Origin of the sequence: Hymenobacter piscis (assembly GCF_018760735.1) — a bacterium.
In the GTDB taxonomy this organism is placed as follows: Bacteria; Bacteroidota; Bacteroidia; order Cytophagales; family Hymenobacteraceae; genus Hymenobacter; species Hymenobacter piscis.
The window spans coordinates 177,025-195,813 of sequence record NZ_JAHHZN010000002.1 but is presented as its reverse complement, the minus strand read 5'-3'; the positions used below and the strand labels follow the sequence as shown (position 1 = coordinate 195,813).

At 66.2% G+C, this 18,789-nt stretch carries 11 protein-coding genes; 6 read left to right on the top strand and 5 right to left on the bottom strand.

The annotated features are described in order from the left end of the window. The first annotated feature begins 3 nt into the window (after nucleotides 1-3). Nucleotides 4-2,499 (top strand): AsmA-like C-terminal region-containing protein, encoded by a 2,496-nt coding sequence (locus KLP40_RS02970; protein WP_215592123.1) that lies wholly within the window; start codon nucleotides 4-6, stop codon nucleotides 2,497-2,499. A gap of 132 nt (nucleotides 2,500-2,631) precedes the next feature. Then, nucleotides 2,632-3,501, top strand: a complete 870-nt coding sequence (locus KLP40_RS02965; protein WP_215592122.1) for a TerB family tellurite resistance protein — start codon at nucleotides 2,632-2,634, stop codon at nucleotides 3,499-3,501. Nucleotides 3,502-3,624: 123 nt separating this feature from the next. Here the strand turns inward: KLP40_RS02965 and KLP40_RS02960 are convergent, their stop codons facing one another. Together KLP40_RS02960 and KLP40_RS02955 are read right to left on the bottom strand one after the other, a co-directional pair. Next, nucleotides 3,625-4,788: a mechanosensitive ion channel family protein gene (locus KLP40_RS02960; protein WP_215592120.1), complete on the bottom strand. Its 1,164-nt coding sequence runs from the start codon at nucleotides 4,786-4,788 to the stop codon at nucleotides 3,625-3,627. Nucleotides 4,789-4,965: 177 nt separating this feature from the next. Further along, nucleotides 4,966-6,195, bottom strand: coding sequence for a Glu/Leu/Phe/Val dehydrogenase dimerization domain-containing protein (locus KLP40_RS02955; protein WP_215592118.1), 1,230 nt, complete (start codon nucleotides 6,193-6,195; stop codon nucleotides 4,966-4,968). Nucleotides 6,196-6,540: 345 nt separating this feature from the next. On the opposite strand from KLP40_RS02955, the gene KLP40_RS02950 reads away from it, so the two are divergent. Next, complete coding sequence (locus tag KLP40_RS02950; protein ID WP_215592117.1) at nucleotides 6,541-6,849, top strand: ArsR/SmtB family transcription factor; 309 nt, start codon at nucleotides 6,541-6,543, stop codon at nucleotides 6,847-6,849. Nucleotides 6,850-6,955: 106 nt separating this feature from the next. Here KLP40_RS02950 and hemA read toward each other — a convergent pair whose 3' ends face one another. After that, the gene (gene hemA, locus KLP40_RS02945; RefSeq protein ID WP_215592116.1) at nucleotides 6,956-8,227 is read right to left on the bottom strand and encodes a glutamyl-tRNA reductase; all 1,272 of its coding nucleotides are present in this window, start codon (nucleotides 8,225-8,227) and stop codon (nucleotides 6,956-6,958) included. A gap of 269 nt (nucleotides 8,228-8,496) precedes the next feature. Here hemA and KLP40_RS02940 point away from each other — a divergent pair, with 269 nt between their 5' ends. Then, nucleotides 8,497-9,684, top strand: coding sequence for a HAMP domain-containing sensor histidine kinase (locus KLP40_RS02940; RefSeq protein ID WP_317196740.1), 1,188 nt, complete (start codon nucleotides 8,497-8,499; stop codon nucleotides 9,682-9,684). 90 nt (nucleotides 9,685-9,774) lie between these two features. Here KLP40_RS02940 and KLP40_RS02935 read toward each other — a convergent pair whose 3' ends face one another. Then, nucleotides 9,775-10,839 (bottom strand): lipocalin family protein, encoded by a 1,065-nt coding sequence (locus tag KLP40_RS02935; protein ID WP_215592115.1) that lies wholly within the window; start codon nucleotides 10,837-10,839, stop codon nucleotides 9,775-9,777. 54 nt (nucleotides 10,840-10,893) lie between these two features. Then, a complete protein-coding gene (locus tag KLP40_RS02930; RefSeq protein WP_215592114.1) occupies nucleotides 10,894-11,637 on the bottom strand; it encodes a carboxypeptidase-like regulatory domain-containing protein in 744 nt (247 codons plus the stop codon). A 262-nt stretch (nucleotides 11,638-11,899) separates the two neighbouring features. Here KLP40_RS02930 and KLP40_RS02925 point away from each other — a divergent pair, with 262 nt between their 5' ends. Together KLP40_RS02925 and KLP40_RS02920 are read left to right on the top strand one after the other, a co-directional pair. Next, entirely contained in the window at nucleotides 11,900-13,663 is a 1,764-nt protein-coding gene (locus KLP40_RS02925; protein ID WP_394369964.1) for an amino acid permease, read from the top strand. Between the two features lie 237 nt (nucleotides 13,664-13,900). Next, a complete protein-coding gene (locus KLP40_RS02920; RefSeq protein ID WP_215592113.1) occupies nucleotides 13,901-18,658 on the top strand; it encodes a DUF3320 domain-containing protein in 4,758 nt (1,585 codons plus the stop codon). The last annotated feature ends 131 nt before the right edge of the window (nucleotides 18,659-18,789 follow it).

Here is an 18,789-nt window from a genome sequence, read left to right as displayed (position 1 = left end):
AGATTGCTGAAAATTTCTTTTGCAACCCTGCTGTTTCTGCTCAGCGCGGCTGCGCTCGGGCTGTGGCTGGGCCAGGACCGCCTGATCGGGCTGTTCGTGGCCGCCCTCAACCAGAAGCTCGCCGTGCCGGTGCGCGCCAGCCGCCTGGAGGTGTCGGTGCTTGACCAGTTCCCGCGCCTGTCCGTGACCCTGCATGATGTGGTGATGAACGGCTCCCAGCCCCACGATACCACCCGTTTGCTGCGGGGCCGGCGCCTGTTCTGCGCCTTCGACGCCACCGACCTGCTGGCGGGCCGCTACCGCGTCCGGGCCCTGACCCTCACCGATGGGGAAGTGAACGTGCGCCGCGACGCCCGCGGGGAGGGCAACTACCACATCCTGCGCCCCGATACCACGGCCCCCGCCGATGCGCCCTTCGGCCTGGAGCTGGAGGATATTCGCCTGGAACGCGTGCGCGTCAGCTACGCCGATGCGGCCCGCCGGCAGTTCTTCGCCCTGCATACGCCCGGCCTGCGGGCCGCCGTGGACGTGACCGACAGCCGCATCGACGTGGCCGCCGGCGGCACGGCCCAAACGGAAACCATCCGCCTGGGCACCGACGACTACTTCCGCGCCAAGGACCTGCGCCTGCGGGTTTCGCTGACCATCGACCGGGTCGGGCAGCAGCTCACCATCCGGCCGTCGGAAATTGGGGTGGGGGCGGCGGCTTACTCGGTGGCCGGCACCATCGGCTACGCGGGGGCACCCCAGCTCAACCTGACTGCCGCCGCCCGCCAGACCGATGCCCAGGCCCTGCTGGCCCTGCTGCCCGCCCGCTTCACGAAGCGGCTGGCGGGGTACCGCAGCCGGGGCGCGGTGTACTTCGATGCTACTGTGCGCGGGGAATGGTCGGGGGCGCGTAATCCGGCCGTGCAGGTGCGGTTCGGGTGCCGGGAGGCATCGTTCTTTCACCCCGATTACCGGCAGGCCATCGACCACGTAACGCTGAAGGGCTCGTTCAGCAACGGGGCGCGGCAAACGGCGGCCAGCACCGAGCTGCGTCTGGAGCAGGTGCGCGGGCAGCTGGCCGGCCGGCCGTTCAGCGCCGAGCTGCGCCTGCGGCATTTCCCGGAACCCACCCTCGACCTGCGCCTGCAGGCCGAGTTCGACGTAGCCCGGGCGGTGCGGTTTTTTCCGGTGGCCGCCATCCGGGCGGCCCGGGGCGAAGCCCGCCTGCGCCTGGAGCTGCACGGCCCCCTGCGGGCCCTCCGGCGCCAGCCCACCGCCCGGCAGGCCCGGGGTGCGCTGGAGCTGCGCGGCGTGACGCTGCGCCTGCGCGACTTCCGCCAGCCCTTCACCGGCGTGCAGGCCAGCCTGGAGCTGCAGGGTCCCGACGTGGCCATCCGCAGCTTCCGGGGCCGTTTGGGCAACTCCGATTTTCAGGGCCGCGGCACCCTGGGCAACGTGGCCGGCTGGGCTTCGCGCTCAGGGCAGCCCTTGCGCCTAGAGGCCAGTCTGACCTCGCGCCTGCTCGATTTCAACCAGCTGCTGTACGTGTACCAGCCAGGCGCCGCCGGGGCGGCAGCGGGTGGCGGGGCGGCCCGGCCCGGCTCCGGGGGCCTGCACGTGCCCCCCGATTTGGTGCTGGCGGTGCAGGCCCAGGCCCGGCAGGTGCGGTTTCGGCGGCTGCGGGGGCGGGCCCTGCAAGGTACCCTGCGCCTGCAGAACCAGGTGTTCAGCTCCCCCGGCCTGGCCCTGACGGCGGCCGGCGGCCAGCTACGCGTGCACGGCACCGTGGATGCCCGGCAACCGAATCTGCTGAAGGCCAGTACCGTGGCCAGCTGCCGGCAGTTGCCCCTGGACAGCCTGTTTTACGTCTTCGAGGACTTTGGCCAGCAGTTTCTGACCGGCCGGCACCTGCGCGGCCGGCTCACGGCCACGGCCGAATCGGATACCTACTTCGATGGCCAGCTCAGCCCGCTCACCGACCGCCTGGAGGCCCAGGTGCAGGCCACCGTCCGGCAGGGGGAGCTGCTCAATTTCGAGCCCATGCAGAAGCTGAGTCTGGTGGCCGACCGGGCCACGCTGCGCCACCTGCGCTTCGCGGAGCTCCACAACAGCTTCTACATCCAGAGCCGGACGGTGTACGTGCCGCAGATGGAAATCCGCTCCAACGTGCGCGCCGCCGCCCTCCTCCGCGTGACCGGCACCCACACCTTCGACCAGCAGCTCGACTACCACGTGCAGATTCCGCTGCTGCCGGGCCTGCTGCCCCGCGCCGCCGCCCGCGCCGACGGGCCCATGCTGCGGCTGGCCATCCAGGGCACCGAAAGCAATTTTACGGTGCGCTACGAAACTGCCGCTCCCGCCCGCCCCGCCCCGCGACCAGGACGGGCCCCGGTTCCGTCCGCCTCACCCGCACCGGCGGCGGTCCGCCCGCCCGCCCGGCCTTCCTGGGAGGTGAAAAAACCGGTCCCCAAACCCGCTGAACCGCAGCCGGGCGACTATTTTGAGTTCTGAGCAAGAAACCTCCGCCAAGGCCCAGCAGCCGGGAATTCTGGTTCATTTGCCGCTGGTGGAATCCGCGGCCAACCTCAACCGCAAACTGTGCGTTAAGGGGGCAGAATCATCACCCACTCTACTCTCCTTCCCATGAACGATTCCCAATTGCTCCAGAATTATTCCGACCAGGAAAAAGCTGCTTACCTGAGCGTTATTGCCAGCCTGGCTTCCGCCGACCGCGAGGCCTCGGCCCCCGAAGTGGAGTTCCTGCAGCAGCTGGCCCACCAGGCCGGCCTAAGCGGCGGCGCCACCCAGCAGGTGCTGGCCGCCGCCAAGGATGCCACCAACGAAACCATCAAAAGCAACCTCGATGCCCTGCGCGGCAGCGACCTGCGCTTTTCGCTGGTAACGGACCTGATAAGCTTTGCCCGCGCCGACGGCGCCTACTCCAACACGGAGGAAGACATGGTCAACAAGATTTCGGCTTACCTGGGCATCAGCCAGCAGCAAACCAATACCCTGGAACAGGTAGTGGACCAGGCGGCCCACGTGCCCCACGACGCCAGCGACCCGGCCAAGCAGAGCTTTTTCGGGGGGATTACGGATAAGCTGGAAGGAGCTGGCATTCCGAAAAGTGCCCTCATGGCCGGCTTGCTGGGCGTGGTAGCGCCCATGGTTATCTCCAAAGTAATGGGCGGCCGGGGCCAGAGCGCCGGCGGCATGGGCGGTGGCCTGATGAACAGCGGCATGGGCGGCCTGCTCGGCGGTGCGGCCCAGAGCGGCATGGGCGGTCTGCTTGGCGGCTTGCTGGGTGGTGGCTTGCTCGGCGGCGCCATGGGCGGCGGCCAGCAGCAGGGCCAGTACGGCAACTATCCCCAGCAGGGCTCCCACGTGGGCAGCGGCGGCCTCGGCGGTCAGCCGAACTCCCAGCCCCGCAGCTCCGGCGGCGGCGGCCTCGGTGGCCTGCTCGGCGGCGGCATGGGCGGCCTGCTCGGCGGTCTGCTCGGTGGCGGCCGGTAGGTTGGGCCACTAGCTGAATAAAATAACACGAAGGACCCTGGCTTATAAGAGCGACTGCAACAACAGGTCGCTCTTATAAGCCAGGGTCCTTCGTGTTATTTTATTCAGCTAACAGCCAACAGGCTAGGAGCTGGCAATGGACTGGCCGCCCGATTGCTTGAGGCTGCGCGGCAGGTCGGGACTGCCGCCTTCGGAGCCGGAGAAGCGCGTCATGGTGGTGTCCACGAAGCTGGCCCCGTTCTCTTCCACCGCCGACACGATGCAGAAGTTGATTTCCTCCATCACCGTCAGGTACTCGTCGTAGCTGTCGGTGCGCACGTAGTACTGCACGCGCACGTCCTTGGAGTTGGAGGTCAGGGAGGTGAACTTCACCTGCACGTCGGGGTCGACCAAGTCGTGGCCGAGGATGTCGGTGCGGATCTGGTGGAGGATGCGGTGGAGCTGCTCACTGCTGGTCATCTGGGTGAGCGACATCATGAAGAACACCCGGCGGGCCGTGCGCCGCGAGAGGTTGTCCAAGGGCTTGTCGATCATGGACTTATTGGGTACCGTGACGTAGCTTTTTTCCACGGTGCGGATGCGCGTGCTGCGGAAGCCAATCTTCTCCACCGTGCCCGTCAGGTCGCCCACGCTCACCAGGTCGCCCACCACGAAGGGCTGATCGAGGAAGATGGTGAACGAAGCCAGCAGGTTTTCCAGGCTTTCCTTGGCGGCGAAGGCCACGGCCAGGCCGCCAATGCCCAAACCACCCACCACGGCCGTCACATCGACGGCAAATACCCGGGCCAGAATGATGAGGAAAGCCACGATGGCCACGAACAGCTTGATCAGGTCGCGGGCGAAGGGCACGAGCTGGTTGGTCAGGCGGGAGGGGTCGCGCAGGGCGCGCTTCATGAACACGAGCACCGCCAAATCAATCATGCGCAGTAAAACCCAGGTGACGCCCGTGATAAAGGCAATCTGGTAGGCTCGGAAGGCAAATACCTCGAACCAGGGCGTATTACGCACCAGCTCGGCCGTGCGCACCGGAATGTCGAGCACGCTGTAGGCAACAAAAATGGTAATCAGGAAGATGACCACCGAGATAGGCCGGATCAGCAGCTCGTGAAACTGGTGCTCCGTTACGCCTTCGCCCACTCGCTTGAAGAAGCGGAACAGCGCCTTCGTGAGCAGGCGCGATACCAAGTTTTTCAGGGCGAAACCGGCCAGCAGAATGCCGATGGCAATCAGGTATTGCTGCACCGCAATGCCGAGCAGCTGGTAATCCATCAGGTCCGGGAATGACATAGGCAGGGGGAGAAAGTGAGCTGTTGAACGGCCGGGAAGGCAAGGAGCCGACGCCGGAACCAAGTAGTACTAACGCGCAATGGCCCCGACTGTTTGTCCTTTCTGAACCGGGGACACGCAAAGGCCGCCGACAGCCCGGGCTGCCGGCGGCCCCGGAACGGTGCCGGGCGCGGCTAATTACACCAGTTGGCGCAGGGCCATTTCAAACGACTTCTGGGCCAGGCCGGTGGTGGCCTCGCCCTGGGCGCGGGTGCGCTCCAGGGCCGCCCGGATCACGCGGGACGTATCCCGGAAGATGGCCTGGTCGGTGATTTCGGCGTTGGATTCCATCAGGTAGGCGAATACCCGGGCCATGCCGCAGTTGGCAATGAAGTCGGGAATCACGCTCACCTGGGCATCGGCAAACTCGCCGGTGGGGCCGAAGAAGATTTCGGGGTCCTGGAAGGGCACGTTGGCCCCGCAGGAAATCACCTCCAGGCCGCCGGCCGCCAGCTGCTCCACCTGCTGCCGCGTAACGAGGCGCGAGGCAGCGGCCGGAATAAAGATTTCGGCCCCGCTGCTCCAGATGCGCTGGTTCACCTCCTCAAAGGAGAGCCGGTTGTCGGCGGCCAGCTCGTTGCCGTTGCGGTTGAGGAACAGGCTGCGGATTTCCTCCAGCGAGAAGCCGTCTTCCCGGAGCAGGCCCCCGGCCCGGTCGATGATGCCCGTGACGCGGGCGCCCTGGCTGGCCAGGTAGTAGGCCGCCGCCGCGCCCACGTTGCCCCAGCCCTGCACGATGGCCCGCTTGCCGGCCACCGAGCGGCCGCCCCAGAGCGCGTAGTAGTGGCGCACGGCCTCGGCCACGCCGTAGCCGGTAATCAGGTCGGCCACGGTGTACTTGCGGCTCAGGTCAGGCGTGAAGGTGGCATCTTCGAGCACCTTCACCACGCCCTGGCGCAGCTGGCCCAGCTTCTGAATCTTCTGGGGCTCGGTGGCGCGGTAGTGGCCGTTCACCACGCCTTCCTGGGGGTGCCAGAGGCCGTAGTCCTCGGTAATGGGAATTACGTCGTGGATTTCGTCCACGTTCAGGTCGCCGCCGGTGCCGTAGTAGGCTTTCAGCAGCGGAATCACGGCCCGATACCAGCGCTCCAGCACGCCGCGTCGGCGCGGGTCCTGGGGGTCGAAGTTGATGCCCGACTTGGCTCCGCCGATGGCCGGCCCCGACACGGTGAACTTCACTTCCATCGTTTTGGCCAGGCTTTCCACTTCGCGCTTGTCGAGGCCCTTGCGCATGCGGGTGCCGCCGCCGGCCGCCCCCCCGCGCAGGGAGTTGATGACCACCCAGCCCTCGGCTTCGGTTTCGGCATCCTGCCATTCAAACACGATTTCGGGGCGCTTATTTTCAAACTTGGCCAGCAACTCTTTCATGGGCGGTGGGGGTGGGTATAAAATTTCGGGGCAAAGGTACGCACCCCGGGGCGGCCCGCCACACCCCAGAGCAGCCAAGGCAATCCTAATCAGGTACTAACTGCGTATATAAGATAAATACTATACAAGGAGTCGCCCTTCGGCAAGCTCGACCGGTAAGCAGCCCCGGCGCCCGGGTTTTGTCTTTGGCCCTCCGCGTGGCGTATGAGTTTGCACGGGTGCAATTTTCTTCTTTCCGTAATTTTTTTCAGCTCAGGTACACTCCAAGGAACTTTGCGGGTTTAAAATATCGTATTAGCCCTATTCCTGCATACCTACCCCTTGGTACCACCGTTGTAACGACATATGAAACCATTGCTTTCACGAGTAGAATCCAAAAAAGTAGATAAGGCGGCGGCCATGCTCAAAGTGCTGGCCCACCCCAAACGGCTGGCCATTGTGGACCTGCTGGGCAAAGAGGATAAGATGACCGTCACGGAAATCTACCGTTCTCTTGACCTGCCCCAGGCCATTGCTTCCCAGCACCTGATCACCCTTAAAGACCGGGGCATTCTGTCCTCCTTCAAGGTGGGCACCAAAATCTACTACTCCCTCTCCATTCCGAAGCTGCTCGATGTAATCGACTCGCTGGAAGAGTGCTGCGACACGATTTAGCCCCTTTGTGGTGGTGCTGAACGTCAGCAAAAGCCAGCGGCCCGACTCAGATGAGTCGGGCCGCTGGCTTTTGCTGCTTACCTGAGTGTTGGGCTGCTGAGTTGGGCTAGGCCACGTCGGGCTGGCGCTCCAGGTCGAAGAGGTCGGTGAGCGTGTCGATGAGCTGGTCGGCCTCGCCGCGTTTGCAGGCGGCCTTGAGCTGGAGCACGGGCTGCTTGAGGATTTTCTGCATCAGCGAGCGGGTGATGTCGTCGAGGCGCTTGGTTTCCTCGGGGCTCAGCTTTTTCTGGTAGCGGTCCATCTCCTCGAGGCGGATCTGCTCCAGCGCGTTCTTGAGCTTCTGGATGGTGGGCGACACCATCATTTCCTTGGTCCAGTCCTGAAGGCCCACCATGCTTTCGGCAATGATGGCGCGCACCTGTGGCACGGCGGCCAGGCGGCGCTCCAGGGCGGCCGAGGCCTTGCTCTGGATAGCGTCAATGTTATAGACCAGCACGCCGGGTACCTGCTCCACGTCGGCGGCAATGCTGCGGGGCACCGAGAGGTCGATGAAGAACTTGTAGCTGAGCACCTCCAGATTGGCCACCAGGGCTTTGGTGAAGAAGGGCTCGGCGTGGGCAATGCTGCTGATGATGACATCGGCCTCGCGCAGGGCCCCGGCCAGGTCTTCAAAATCGATGAGGCGCAGGCCGCACTCCTCAGCCAGGGCTTCGGCCTTGGCGCGGGTGCGGTTGCAGATGGTCACGTCGGTGAAGATTTTGCTGTCGCCAAAGTGGCGGCATACGTCGGCCCCGATTTCGCCCAGGCCCACCACCAGCACGCGGGGGTTGGCCACGTCGGCGGTCAGCTCTTCCACCAGCTCCAGGGCGGCATAGGAGGTGGAGGCGGCCCCGTCGCGGAACGAGGTTTCCTGCTGCACGCGCTTGTTGGTGAAGAAAACGGTGTGCAGCAGGCGGTGCAGAAACGGACCCGCCGCGTCGGCATCGGCCGACCACTGGTAGGCCTGCTTGACCTGGTTGCTGATCTGCAGGTCGCCGACTACCTGGGCATCGAGGCCCATGGCCACCTCGAAGAGGTGCTGCACGGCATCGTGGTGGGCGTCGAGGACGTCGAAATAGGGGAAGAACTCACTGACCTCGGCCAGGCCCTTGAGCCGGCCCAGGGCCTCAATGATGGAGGGGCTCTGGTCGCGCTCGGCCGAATAGTAGACCTCCGTGCGGTTGCAGGTACTGAGCACCAGCAGGTCGGAGAGGCCCAGGTCGTGGTGGAGGGTGTGCAGGAAGTGGCGGCAGGCGGCCTCATCAAGCGCAATCAGCTCGCGGATGGCGAGCGGGGCTTTCTTGAACGATAAACTGACGGCCTTGAATGGATGGAGCATAGCAGGTGCTAGTGCGAAAATCAGGGGGCAAAAATACGTTACAAATTGCTAGGGTAAAAACAGTTGATAGCCCCTCGGGGTTCGGCCGGCGGCAATATTGGCCGCATAAAGGCCGTTACCGACGGCTAACGGCGTTTCCGGGCCGCTAAAACAGGTGAAAAACAGTGGGCGCCCGCGGCCGGGCCGGGTTCCGGCCGGGGTCGGAACTGTATCTTCGCCGGGGTGCCGGCCGTATCCGGCACGTCTGCCACCCCGTTTTCAGGTCCTCCGTGCTCCCCATTCCCATCTACGATCAGAAGTCCCGCATCAAGCTCATCATCGTGGGGGTGGCCCTGCTGATTGGGGCGGCCACGGTGGTGTATACCAACATTCTGGTGCAGCGCCTATCCGAGCGGGAACGCCAGCAGATTGACCTCTATGCCAAAACCCAGCGCTACATCATCAACACGGAGGAGGAGTCGAACCTGTCGTTTCTCTACGACGAAATCATTGAGGCCAACAAAACCATCCCCGTCATCATCACCGACGGCGACGACAACATCATCGACACCCGCAACGTGAACGTGCCCAAGGGCGCGTCGGAGGCGGCGTCCATCCGGTTTCTGCGCGGCGAAATTGCCCAGATGCGCGACCAGCACCCGCCCATCGTCATCGAAATCGGGGCGGGGCTGCGCAACCGGCTCTATTATAAGGAGTCGGCGCTGCTCACCCAGCTCCGGTTTTATCCGCTGGTGCAGCTGGCCATCATCGGCTGCCTGGGCGTCATTGCCTACTTCGCGTTCAGCTACTCGCGCCGGGCCGAGCAGAACCGCGTGTGGGTGGGCCTGGCCAAGGAAACGGCCCACCAACTGGGCACCCCGCTCAGCAGCCTGGTGGGCTGGCAGCACTACCTGCGCGAATCGGAACGGTTCCGCGATGAGCCCATTGTGGAGGAGTTGGGCAAGGATATCCGGCGGCTCGAAATCATTACCGAGCGGTTCAGCAACATCGGCTCGGTGCCGGTACTCCAGGATGAGAACATTCTGCGCGTAACGGAAAACGCCATCAGCTACCTGCAAAGCCGGGTGTCGCGCAAGGTGAGCTTCGAGGTGAAAACCGATTTGCCCACCGACACGCCCGCCCAGGTGAATATTCCGCTCTTCGACTGGGTGATTGAGAACATCTGCAAGAACGCCGTGGACGCCATGGACGGCCGCGGCAGCATCACGCTGCACCTGCGCCGCCCCATCCGCAACAAGTCCCAGATTGCCATCGACATCACCGATACCGGCAAGGGCATCCCGAAAAGCAAGATGCAGAGCGTGTTTCTGCCCGGCTACACCACCAAAAAGCGGGGCTGGGGCCTGGGCCTGGCCCTGGCCAAGCGCATCATTGAGAACTACCACAAGGGCCGCCTCTTCGTGAAGTGGAGTGAGCCCGGCCGCGGCACCACCTTCCGGGTGATTCTGAACGGATGAGGAAACGAGTTGTCCGTGTGCAGTTGCTAGTTGTCAGGTCGTTTATGTATCAAGGAACGACCTGACAACTGGCAACTGAGCACGGACAACTCATTTCCCTCTATTCGTGATTTCCACGTAGCTGTTGCCTTTTACCGGCTGGCCGTGGTGGGTGCCCTCGACGCGGCACATGCCCTCCCAGTAGTGCATCTTGATGCCGGCGAAGAGCTTGAGGGTCAGCTCCTGATCGGGCATGACGGGGGTGATGGTGAGGTCGTAGCCCTGGCTGGGCACGCGCAGGCGCCACTTATTGGGGTAGCGCAGCTTGGAGTGGGGGCTGACCCAGTAGTCGAGCACGTCGAGCTGGAACTCCTCGGCGCTCAGGTGCTGGCTGCTCAGGTCGGCGCCGTAGTGGGTGCCGCCGGCTACCATCTGGTTGGTTTTGCGGTCGAAGAGCTGGTAGGCCATGAGTTCGGCCCGGGGCTCGTCGAGCTGCACCGAAAACCAGTCCCAGCCAATGCCCTTGTTGGTGACCGAGTTGCCGTTCCATTGCCGGTCGTACCACAATTCTCCTTCTACTTCGCGCACCTGGCCCCCGATTTCGAGGGTGCCGGTGGTGGCCAGGCGGGGGTAGCTGTAGTAGCCGGCCTTGGCGACGTTGCCGTAGTTTTCGTAGCCGGTGCCGCCGTGCAGGAGCACGGGCTTGGCGGGCGTGGTCGTCAGGTTGATGGCCTGGCCGGGGTGGTCGGCCATGCGGCCCTGGAGGTGGTAGCGGCCCTCCTGGCCGGTGAGGGTCCAGGTCTGGTTTTGCTTACGGGCGCTCAGGTTCAGGGGCAGGGCCGATTCGAGCAGCTCGGGCAGGCGCGTGACTTTGTAATCATAGCGGAACTGCTGGCGCTGGGGGTCGGTGAGGGCGAAGTTGACCATCTGCCAGTCGCGCTTGCCGTTGAGGTTGAAGTGGAAGAACACGTACTCCACTCCGAACATTTCGCTGGAGGCCTTGTCGCGCAGGTGGCCCGTGAAGTACCACCACTCCAGGGAGTTCTGCCGGTGCACAGCTTCCTCCCGGGGCAGCTCGGCCCGCTCCGTGAACACGTCGAATTTATTGGTGGGCTTCAGGACGCAGCCCGAGGCCGCGAATAACAGGAAAACGGTCGTCAGCAGCAGGTTTCTCATACTGCTGGCATAAGGATTTTGGGGGGCGAAAGGTTTGGGCGGTATCCCGATTTGCTACCGCCGAAACGGCCGCGTCAGCCGCTGCCACAGGCCGCGGGGCGTGTATGCAGGGTGCCAAGCTCGAACTCCTCCAGCTACGACTATCACTTCACCCGATTGAATCGTTGGATCTAAACTCATTTTAATAGCGAGTGGCTGCAAGTCGGCTAGCTTTATCGAATGGGTTTGAGCAGTAAACCCAATAGAAGTAATCATCAGATCTACTTGATTATGCATGTTGTAGGATGGGGGCAAAGCCAATTCGAACTTGCCATTCGAATCAGTACCCGTTCCCACAGGAGACCCTTTAAGCAGCACTGTTACCCCAGGTAGTCCCTCGCCGTTAGCGGCATCTGTTACCCGACCCTGAATAACCCGGTTGGGGGAAGCCGCTACAGGCGCAGCCGTTTCCCCCAACAACACCCGCTGCTCCTGCGGGGCGGCCGGTTTGCGTTGCGCCGCCACCGGTCCGGCCACGCCCAACCCCAACAAGGCCAGCGCGGTGGTCAGCCACCGCCGCGACGCCGGTGCTTCTGTCGTGGCCCGCAACGGCCGGCCCAACTGCTCCGCCCGGAACCGCCCGCAGCTTCCGCCGCTGGTCTGGTTTAGGAAAGCCACCACCTGGGCATCGGTCATGCGGCTGAAATCGACTACCGTTTTGGCGCAGGCGGCGCAGTGGCGGCCCTGGGCGGCGGGCGTCATGGTGGCCCAGCTTTCGGGGCAGGGATCGGGGATGGTGAGCGTGAGGGAACGGGCCATGGGGCAGCAGCTTTTGGTGAGGGTCTGCGGGGTTGATGCCGGGCGGCGGCGGATTCCACACGGGGCCAGCCGCTTTTTTTCAGGCCGGCGGCGGGGTGGGCGGGGGCCGGGACCCAGGGCCCCGCCGCGGCGATGGGCAGGAGGAACCCACCCGTGGCGCCGGCCGTCGGATTCTCTTTTCCGGGGCAGAAGCCCGGCTGCTTTATGCCGCTGCCCGGCATTATTCTGTATCTTTTGCCCTCTAAACCTGTTCCCCGCTACTTTGTCAACCCCTGTACCCCCTTCCCGCCTGGGCGGACTATTCCGCCGCAAAACCGTTTCGGACCTGCTCGTGAATCCGCCCGCCGACGCGGATTTGCACGGCTCCCATCCCGGCGAACATAACCTGGAGCGCCACCTCACCGTCCGCGACCTGACCTCGCTCGGCATTGCCGCCGTCATTGGGGCGGGCATCTTCAGCACCATCGGCAACGCGGCCCACGACGGCGGCCCGGCCGTGTCGCTGCTGTTCGTGTTCACGGCCGTGGCCTGCGCGTTTTCGGCGTTGTGCTACGCCCAGTTTGCGGCCACCATTCCGGTGAGCGGCTCGGCCTACACCTATGCCTACGCCTCGTTTGGCGAGCTGGCGGCCTGGATTATCGGTTGGGCCCTGATTATGGAATACGCGGTGGGCAACATCGTGGTGGCCATTTCCTGGTCGGATTACTTTACCGGCCTCCTGGACGGCGTCGGGCTGCACATCCCCGTCTGGCTCACGATGGGCATGCAGAGTGCCTACTTCCATTACTATGAAGTATTAGCAATGATGCAGTCGGGTAACCCGCTCGATGCTTCGGCCGCCCAGCTGGCCGGCTACAACGCCTGGAACACGGCCCCCGAGCTGCCCGGCGGCCTGCGCCTGGTCATCGACCTGCCCGCCGGCCTCATCACGCTGGCCATTACGGCGCTGGTCTACATCGGCATCAAGGAATCCAAGAACGCCTCCAATATCCTGGTGGGCCTCAAGCTGGTGGTCGTGGCCGTGGTGATTGCGGTGGGCGTGTTCTACATCGAGCCCGATAACTGGAGCCCGTTTGCGCCCAACGGCATTGGCGGCGTGCTCAAGGGCGTGTCGGCGGTGTTCTTCGCCTACATCGGTTTCGATGCCATTTCGACCACCGCTGAGGAGTGCAAAAACCCCCAGCGCGACCTGCCCCGGGCCATGATTTACGCCCTCATCATCTGCACCATTCTCTACGTGATTGTGACGCTGGTGCTCACCGGCATGGTGAACTATAAGGAGCTGGCCGTGGGCGACCCGCTGGCCTACGTGTTCAACAAAGTGGGCGTGAAGTGGCTGGGCGGCGTGGTGGCCGTATCGGCCGTATTCGCCATGGCCTCGGTGCTGCTCGTGTTCCAGATCGGCCAGCCCCGCATCTGGATGACCATGAGCCGCGACGGGCTGCTGCCCCCAGTATTCGCCAAGGTGCACCCCAAGTTCCGCACGCCCTCGTTCAGCACCATCGTCACGGGCCTGTTCGTGGGCATTCCGGCCCTACTGCTGAACATGGATCTGGTGATTGACCTGACCAGCATCGGCACCCTGTTCGCCTTCGCCCTAGTGTGCGGCGGCATCCTGATCATCGACCCCTACGGCACCTCCGATGCCCGTTTCAAGGTGCCCTACATCAACGGCCAGTTCCTGGTACCCCTGATTCTGACCATCTGCGGCGTACTCGTGCTCCTCTACAATCAGGCCGGCATCCAGGAGTTCACCCGCGCCCTGACCACCAGCTACGAGGAAGGCCGCCACTACATCCCGATGCTGGTGTTCTTCGCCTTCTGCCTGGGCCTCTCGTGGGTGTCGTTCCGCCGCAAGCTCAGCCTGCTGCCCACCCTGGGCCTGCTCACCAACCTGTATTTGATGACCCAGCTGGGCGTGAATAACTGGCTGCTGTTCTTCGGCTGGCTGGTCATCGGCCTGATTCTGTACTTCAACTACGGCTACAAGCACAGCAAGCTGAGCCTGCGCAAAGCCGTGGGCTGATAACGGTCCGGAGTAAAACAGAAACCCAACCAGCAGAACGTCATTCCGAGCATGTTGCGCATCAAGCAAGGGACCGAGGAATCTCGCGTGCCGATGTTGTGCTGGTAATCCGGATAGTGGAATTACTTCGGCAACGTCAGCACGCGAGATTCCTCGGCAAGCTCGGAATGACGTTCTCTTTTACGGCAGCGTCCTGGCGATAATACCAGCAGCCATCAGACAGCCTATCGTTCACCCATGACCACTGCCCTTGCTGCTCGTCTGGAAGCTGCCCGCCAGGAGCTGCTGGATCTGGGGCTGCGCAATCCGCTGCTCAATTTCCGGCCGCTGGCGGCCCGGGGCGTAACGGTGGTGGGCGAGCAGGCCGCCGCCGTGTTGGATATATTGGTGCGCCGGGGCCGGCCGATGAGCTTTGCTGCCCTGCCCGAAGCCCCGGCCCGCACGGGCTGGAAGGGCGACCCCGAACGGGCCGCCCGCCGGGCCGCCGCCCTGGGCCTGGAGCTGCCCGCCGCCCCGGCTCCCCCGCCGCCCCCGGTGGTCGACCTGCTGGATAGCCACCTGCAAACCCTCGAAACGGCGGAGCGCCTGCACCGACGCCTGCTCAACACCTATTACGCGGCCCGCACCAGCCTCGAAGAACAGGGCGCCAACATCCTGTACCTGGCCCTGGGCCAGCTCATCTGGTACGAAACCGACGCCAGTCCCGAGCCCCGCCGGGCCCCGCTGGTGCTGGTGCCCGTGGAGCTGGTGCGGGCCGGGCCCGCCGAGCGGTTCCGGGTGCGGCACACCGGGGCCGAGGTGGAGGGCAACCTCTCGCTCCAGGCCCGCCTGCGCGCCGATTTCGGCCTGCCCCTGCCCCTGCCCGACGACGACGTGAACCTGCCCGACTACCTGGCGGCCGTAGCGGCCGTGGTGGCCGGCCGGCCCCGCTGGCAGGTGCAGCCCGATGTGCTGGAGCTGGGCTTCTTCTCCTTCGGCCGCTTCCTGCTCTACCGCGACCTGGACCCCGCCGCCTGGCCCGCCGACCAGCCCCTGCTGGCCCACCCGGCCCTGGCGGCCCTGCTCGATCCGGCGGCCGGCTTCCCGGTAGCCCCGCCCACCCACTCGGCTGCCGATTTTCTGGACGACGTGCCGGCCGCCGCCGCCCTGCACCAGGTGCTGGAAGCCGATTCGTCGCAGCTGCTGGCCTTGCTGGCGGTGCAGGAGGGCCGCCACCTCGTGATTCAGGGCCCGCCCGGCACCGGCAAGTCGCAGACCATTGCCAACCTGCTGGCCGAGGCCATCGGGGCGGGCCGGAAGGTGCTGTTCGTGGCCGAGAAGATGGCGGCCCTGGAAGTGGTAAAGCGCCGCCTCGATGCCCTGGGCCTGGGTGTGGCCTGCCTGGAGCTGCACAGCCACAAGGCCAACAAAAAGGCGCTGCTGGAAGAATTGCAGACCACCCTGCTGCTCGGGCGTCCGGCCCCGCCGGCAGCGGCCGTGCAGGACCAGCTCAGCCAGCTGCCCCGCCACCGCGCCGCCCTCAACGCCTACGCCCACGCCGCCAACGCCCCCATCGGGCGCAGCCACCGCTCGGCCCACCAGGTGGCCGGCGAGCTGCTGGCCCTGGGCGAAACGGCCGCCCCGCCGGAGCTGCCCCGCCTGCCCTTCGCCGCCCTAGCCACCTGGACCGACGCCGACGCCACCCACGCCGGGGAGTTGGCCGTTCGGCTCCAGGCCACGCTCCGCCAAATTGGGGTGCCCCGCCACCTGCTGTTCTGGGGCAGCGAGCTGACGAGCCTGCCGCCCGCCGCCGCAGAGGCGCTGGGCCACGCGCTGGCGGAAGCGTCGGCCGCCGTACTCGCCCTGCAAACCGCCACCGCCGCCCTGGCCGCCCACCTCGGCCTGCCCGCCCCGCTCGACCGGGCCGGGGCAGAACAGCTACTGCCCGCCGCCCGCCACCTGCGGCTGGCCCCCGCCCTGGCCGGCGTGGCCGTGGCCGATGTGGAGTGGCACCCGGCTGCCGGGCTGGTGGCGGCGGCCGTGGAAGCCGGGGCCGCCCACGCCGCCCTGCGCCGACAGTACGAGCCGGTGTTGCAGCCCGAAGTCTGGGACCAGAACCTGACTCAGGAACGCGCCGCGCTGCTGACCTACGGCGACAAATGGTGGAATTTTCTCATCGGCGACTACCGCCGGGCCCGCCGCCGCCTCCAGACGCTCTGGCGCCAACCCCTGCCCCGGGAGCTTAACCACCTGCTGCCCGTGCTGGAAGCCCAGGCCGAAGCCGCCCGCCACGCCGCCCGGGTCGCGGCAGCCGACGCCCTGGCCGCCCGCCTGTTCGGCCCCGCCTGGCGGGGCCTGGCCTCCGACTGGCCCGCCCTGCTCCGCATCCAGCAGTTTCTCAGCCTCACCCACCAGCGCATCAGCCGGGGCGAGCTGCCGGCGGAACTGCTGCCCTACCTCACCCGTAATGCCCCGCCCGCCCCCCAACTGGCTGACCTGCTGGCGGCCCTGGAAACTGCACTGGGCAGGCACCGCGCCGCATTGGGGGCGGTGGTGGAGGGGTTGCGCTTGAACGAAGTGCGCCGGTTCGGGCCCGCCGGGCGGCTGGAGTTTCAGCCCTTCGACCAGCAGCAGGCGGTTCTGGCGGGCTGGGCGGCCGGACGGGCGGGGCTCCGGCCCCTGCTGGCGTGGAACAACGTGGCGGCGGCCGTGCTGGCCGAGGGGCACCCGGAGCTGCTGGCAGTGGCCGAGCGCTGGGAGCCCGCCGCCGACTGGCTGGCGGCGGCCGTGCAACGCACTTGGCTGGAGTTTCTGGGACAGCAGGCCCAGGAGCAGCACCCGGCACTACGGCAGTTCGAGCGGGCCGGCCACGAGGCCACCGCCGCCCACTTCCGCCATGCCGACGCCCTCAACCAGCTGGGCCACCGCGTGCAGGTGCTGCGCCGCCATCATGCCCGCCTGCCCAACCTCCAGGCCAGCGGCCAGATGGGTCTGCTCCGCCACGAATTCGCCAAGAAAACCCGCCACCTGGCTTTGCGCCGCCTGCTGCAGGAAGCCGGCCGGGCCGTGCAGGCCATCAAGCCGGTGTTCATGATGTCGCCCCTATCAGTGGCCGCCTACCTGCCGCCGGGGGGCGTGGAGTTTGATCTGGTGGTGTTTGATGAGGCCAGCCAGGTGAAGCCGGTGGAGGCCCTGGGCGCCATTGCCCGGGGCCGGCAGCTGGTGGTGGTCGGCGACTCAAAGCAGCTGCCGCCCACCTCGTTCTTCGACTCCCTGACCCGCGCCGAGGACGAGGCGGACGACGACAACGTGACGGCCGATATTCCCAGCATTCTGGAGCTGTGCCAGGCCCGGCGCATGCCCGCGCTCATGCTCCGCTGGCACTACCGGAGTCAGCACGAGTCCCTGATTCAGCCTTCTAATCAGCTTTTTTACGACGACCATCTGGTGGTTTTTCCCAGCGCCGGCGCGCCTGCTGCCGCGCCGCTGGGCCTGGCCTACCACCACCTGCCCGATACCCACTACGAGCGGGGCACCACCCGCACCAACCCCCTCGAAGCCCGGGCCGTGGCCGCCGCCGTGCTCCGCCACGCCCGCACCGCGCCCCACCTCACCCTGGGCGTGGTGGCCTTCAGCACGGCCCAGCGCCAGGCCATCGAGCAGGCCGTGGAGGAACTGCGCCAATCGGAGCCCGCCGCGGCGTTTTTCGACCGCCACGCCCACGAGCCCTTCTTCGTGAAAAACCTCGAAAACGTGCAGGGCGACGAACGGGACGTGATTTTCATCAGCCTCGGTTATGGCCGCACGAAATCGGGGCAGCTGGCCATGAGCTTTGGGCCGCTGAACGGGGAGGGCGGGGAGCGGCGGCTCAACGTGCTCATTACCCGGGCCCGGCTGCGCTGCGAAGTCTTCACCAACCTGCTGCCCACCGACCTGGACCTGACCCGCACCGCCGCCCGAGGCGTGGCCGCCCTCCAGGCCTTCCTGCGGTTTGCCCAGGCCGGCCGTGCCGCGGAAAACCTGCCGGCGCGGCCCGCGACTCCGGAAGAACCCTTCGAGGAGGTGGTGGCGCGGGCCCTGCGCGCCCAGGGGTATGAGGTGGTGCCGCGGGTGGGCTCGCGGGGCTTCTACCTCGATCTGGCCATTGCCGACCCCGCCGCGCCGGGCCGCTACTGGCTGGGCATTATCTGCGACGGGGCCATGTACGCCGGGGCCCGCTCGGCCCGCGACCGGGACCGGCTGCGGCCGGCCGTGCTGGCAAGCCGGGGCTGGCACCTGCACCACGTCTGGAGCACCGACTGGTTCCGCGACCCGGCCGCCGCCCTGGCCCGGACGGTGGCCGCCATCGAAGCCGCCCGCCGGGCCGCCGAAGCGCCGGCAGCGGCGGCGGTTGAGGAAGGACCGAAGTCAGGCGTGGAACCCGCGTTGCCGGCACTGGTGCGGGAAGCGCCCGTTGCTGCGCCGGCAGCCGTGGCCGAGCCCTACCAGCTGGCCCAGTTGCCCGCCGCCGTGGGCCACCGCGCCCTGCACCAGCACGGCCTGGGCCAGCTGGCCAGCTGGCTGGCCCTGGTAGTGCGCATCGAAAGCCCGATTCACGTGGAGGAAGCCGTCCGCCGTCTGGCCCGGGCCGGGGGCGCGCGCCAGGTGGGCGCCCGCATGCTGCGGGCCGTGGAAGCGGCGGCCGTGCTGGCCCAGAACCTGCGCTACCTGCGCCGGGAGGGCGATTTTCTGTGGGAAATTTCTATGCGCCAGCCCCCGTTGCGCGACCGGAGCGCCCTGCCCGCCGCCACCCGCAAAGCCCCCATCGCGCCCGAGGAGCTGGCCCGCGCCCTGCATACGGTAGTTGCGCAGAGCTTCGCGCTGCCTCGCGAAGCCGCCCTGGCCGCCGCCGCCCGCCTGCTGGGCTTCTCCCGCCCCTCCGATGAGCTGCGCTCCCAACTGGAAACCGCGCTGGCGGAACTGCTGACCGCCGGTCGGCTGGCGGAGAAAAACGGGGTGCTGGAACCCGCCGGCTGAACCCACCCCGCCGCCGCCCTGTTGGAGCAGTGGCTGCCGGCCCGTGGCCCGGACTTCAGTCCGTAGCTCGACAGTTTGGGTGGCCGATTGGTGGCTGCCGCCCGACTAATCGGCTGTTCAAGCCAACGGGA

Bases quoted from the DNA above. Each gene is read 5' to 3' on its own strand.
- KLP40_RS02965 (WP_215592122.1), top strand. From the start codon at position 2,632: ATGAACGATTCCCAATTGCTCCAGAATTATTCCGACCAGGAAAAAGCT.
- KLP40_RS02960 (WP_215592120.1), bottom strand. From the start codon at position 4,788: ATGTCATTCCCGGACCTGATGGATTACCAGCTGCTCGGCATTGCGGTG.
- KLP40_RS02955 (WP_215592118.1), bottom strand. From the start codon at position 6,195: ATGAAAGAGTTGCTGGCCAAGTTTGAAAATAAGCGCCCCGAAATCGTG.
- KLP40_RS02950 (WP_215592117.1), top strand. From the start codon at position 6,541: ATGAAACCATTGCTTTCACGAGTAGAATCCAAAAAAGTAGATAAGGCG.
- hemA (WP_215592116.1), bottom strand. From the start codon at position 8,227: ATGCTCCATCCATTCAAGGCCGTCAGTTTATCGTTCAAGAAAGCCCCG.
- KLP40_RS02935 (WP_215592115.1), bottom strand. From the start codon at position 10,839: ATGAGAAACCTGCTGCTGACGACCGTTTTCCTGTTATTCGCGGCCTCG.
- KLP40_RS02930 (WP_215592114.1), bottom strand. From the start codon at position 11,637: ATGGCCCGTTCCCTCACGCTCACCATCCCCGATCCCTGCCCCGAAAGC.
- KLP40_RS02920 (WP_215592113.1), top strand. From the start codon at position 13,901: ATGACCACTGCCCTTGCTGCTCGTCTGGAAGCTGCCCGCCAGGAGCTG.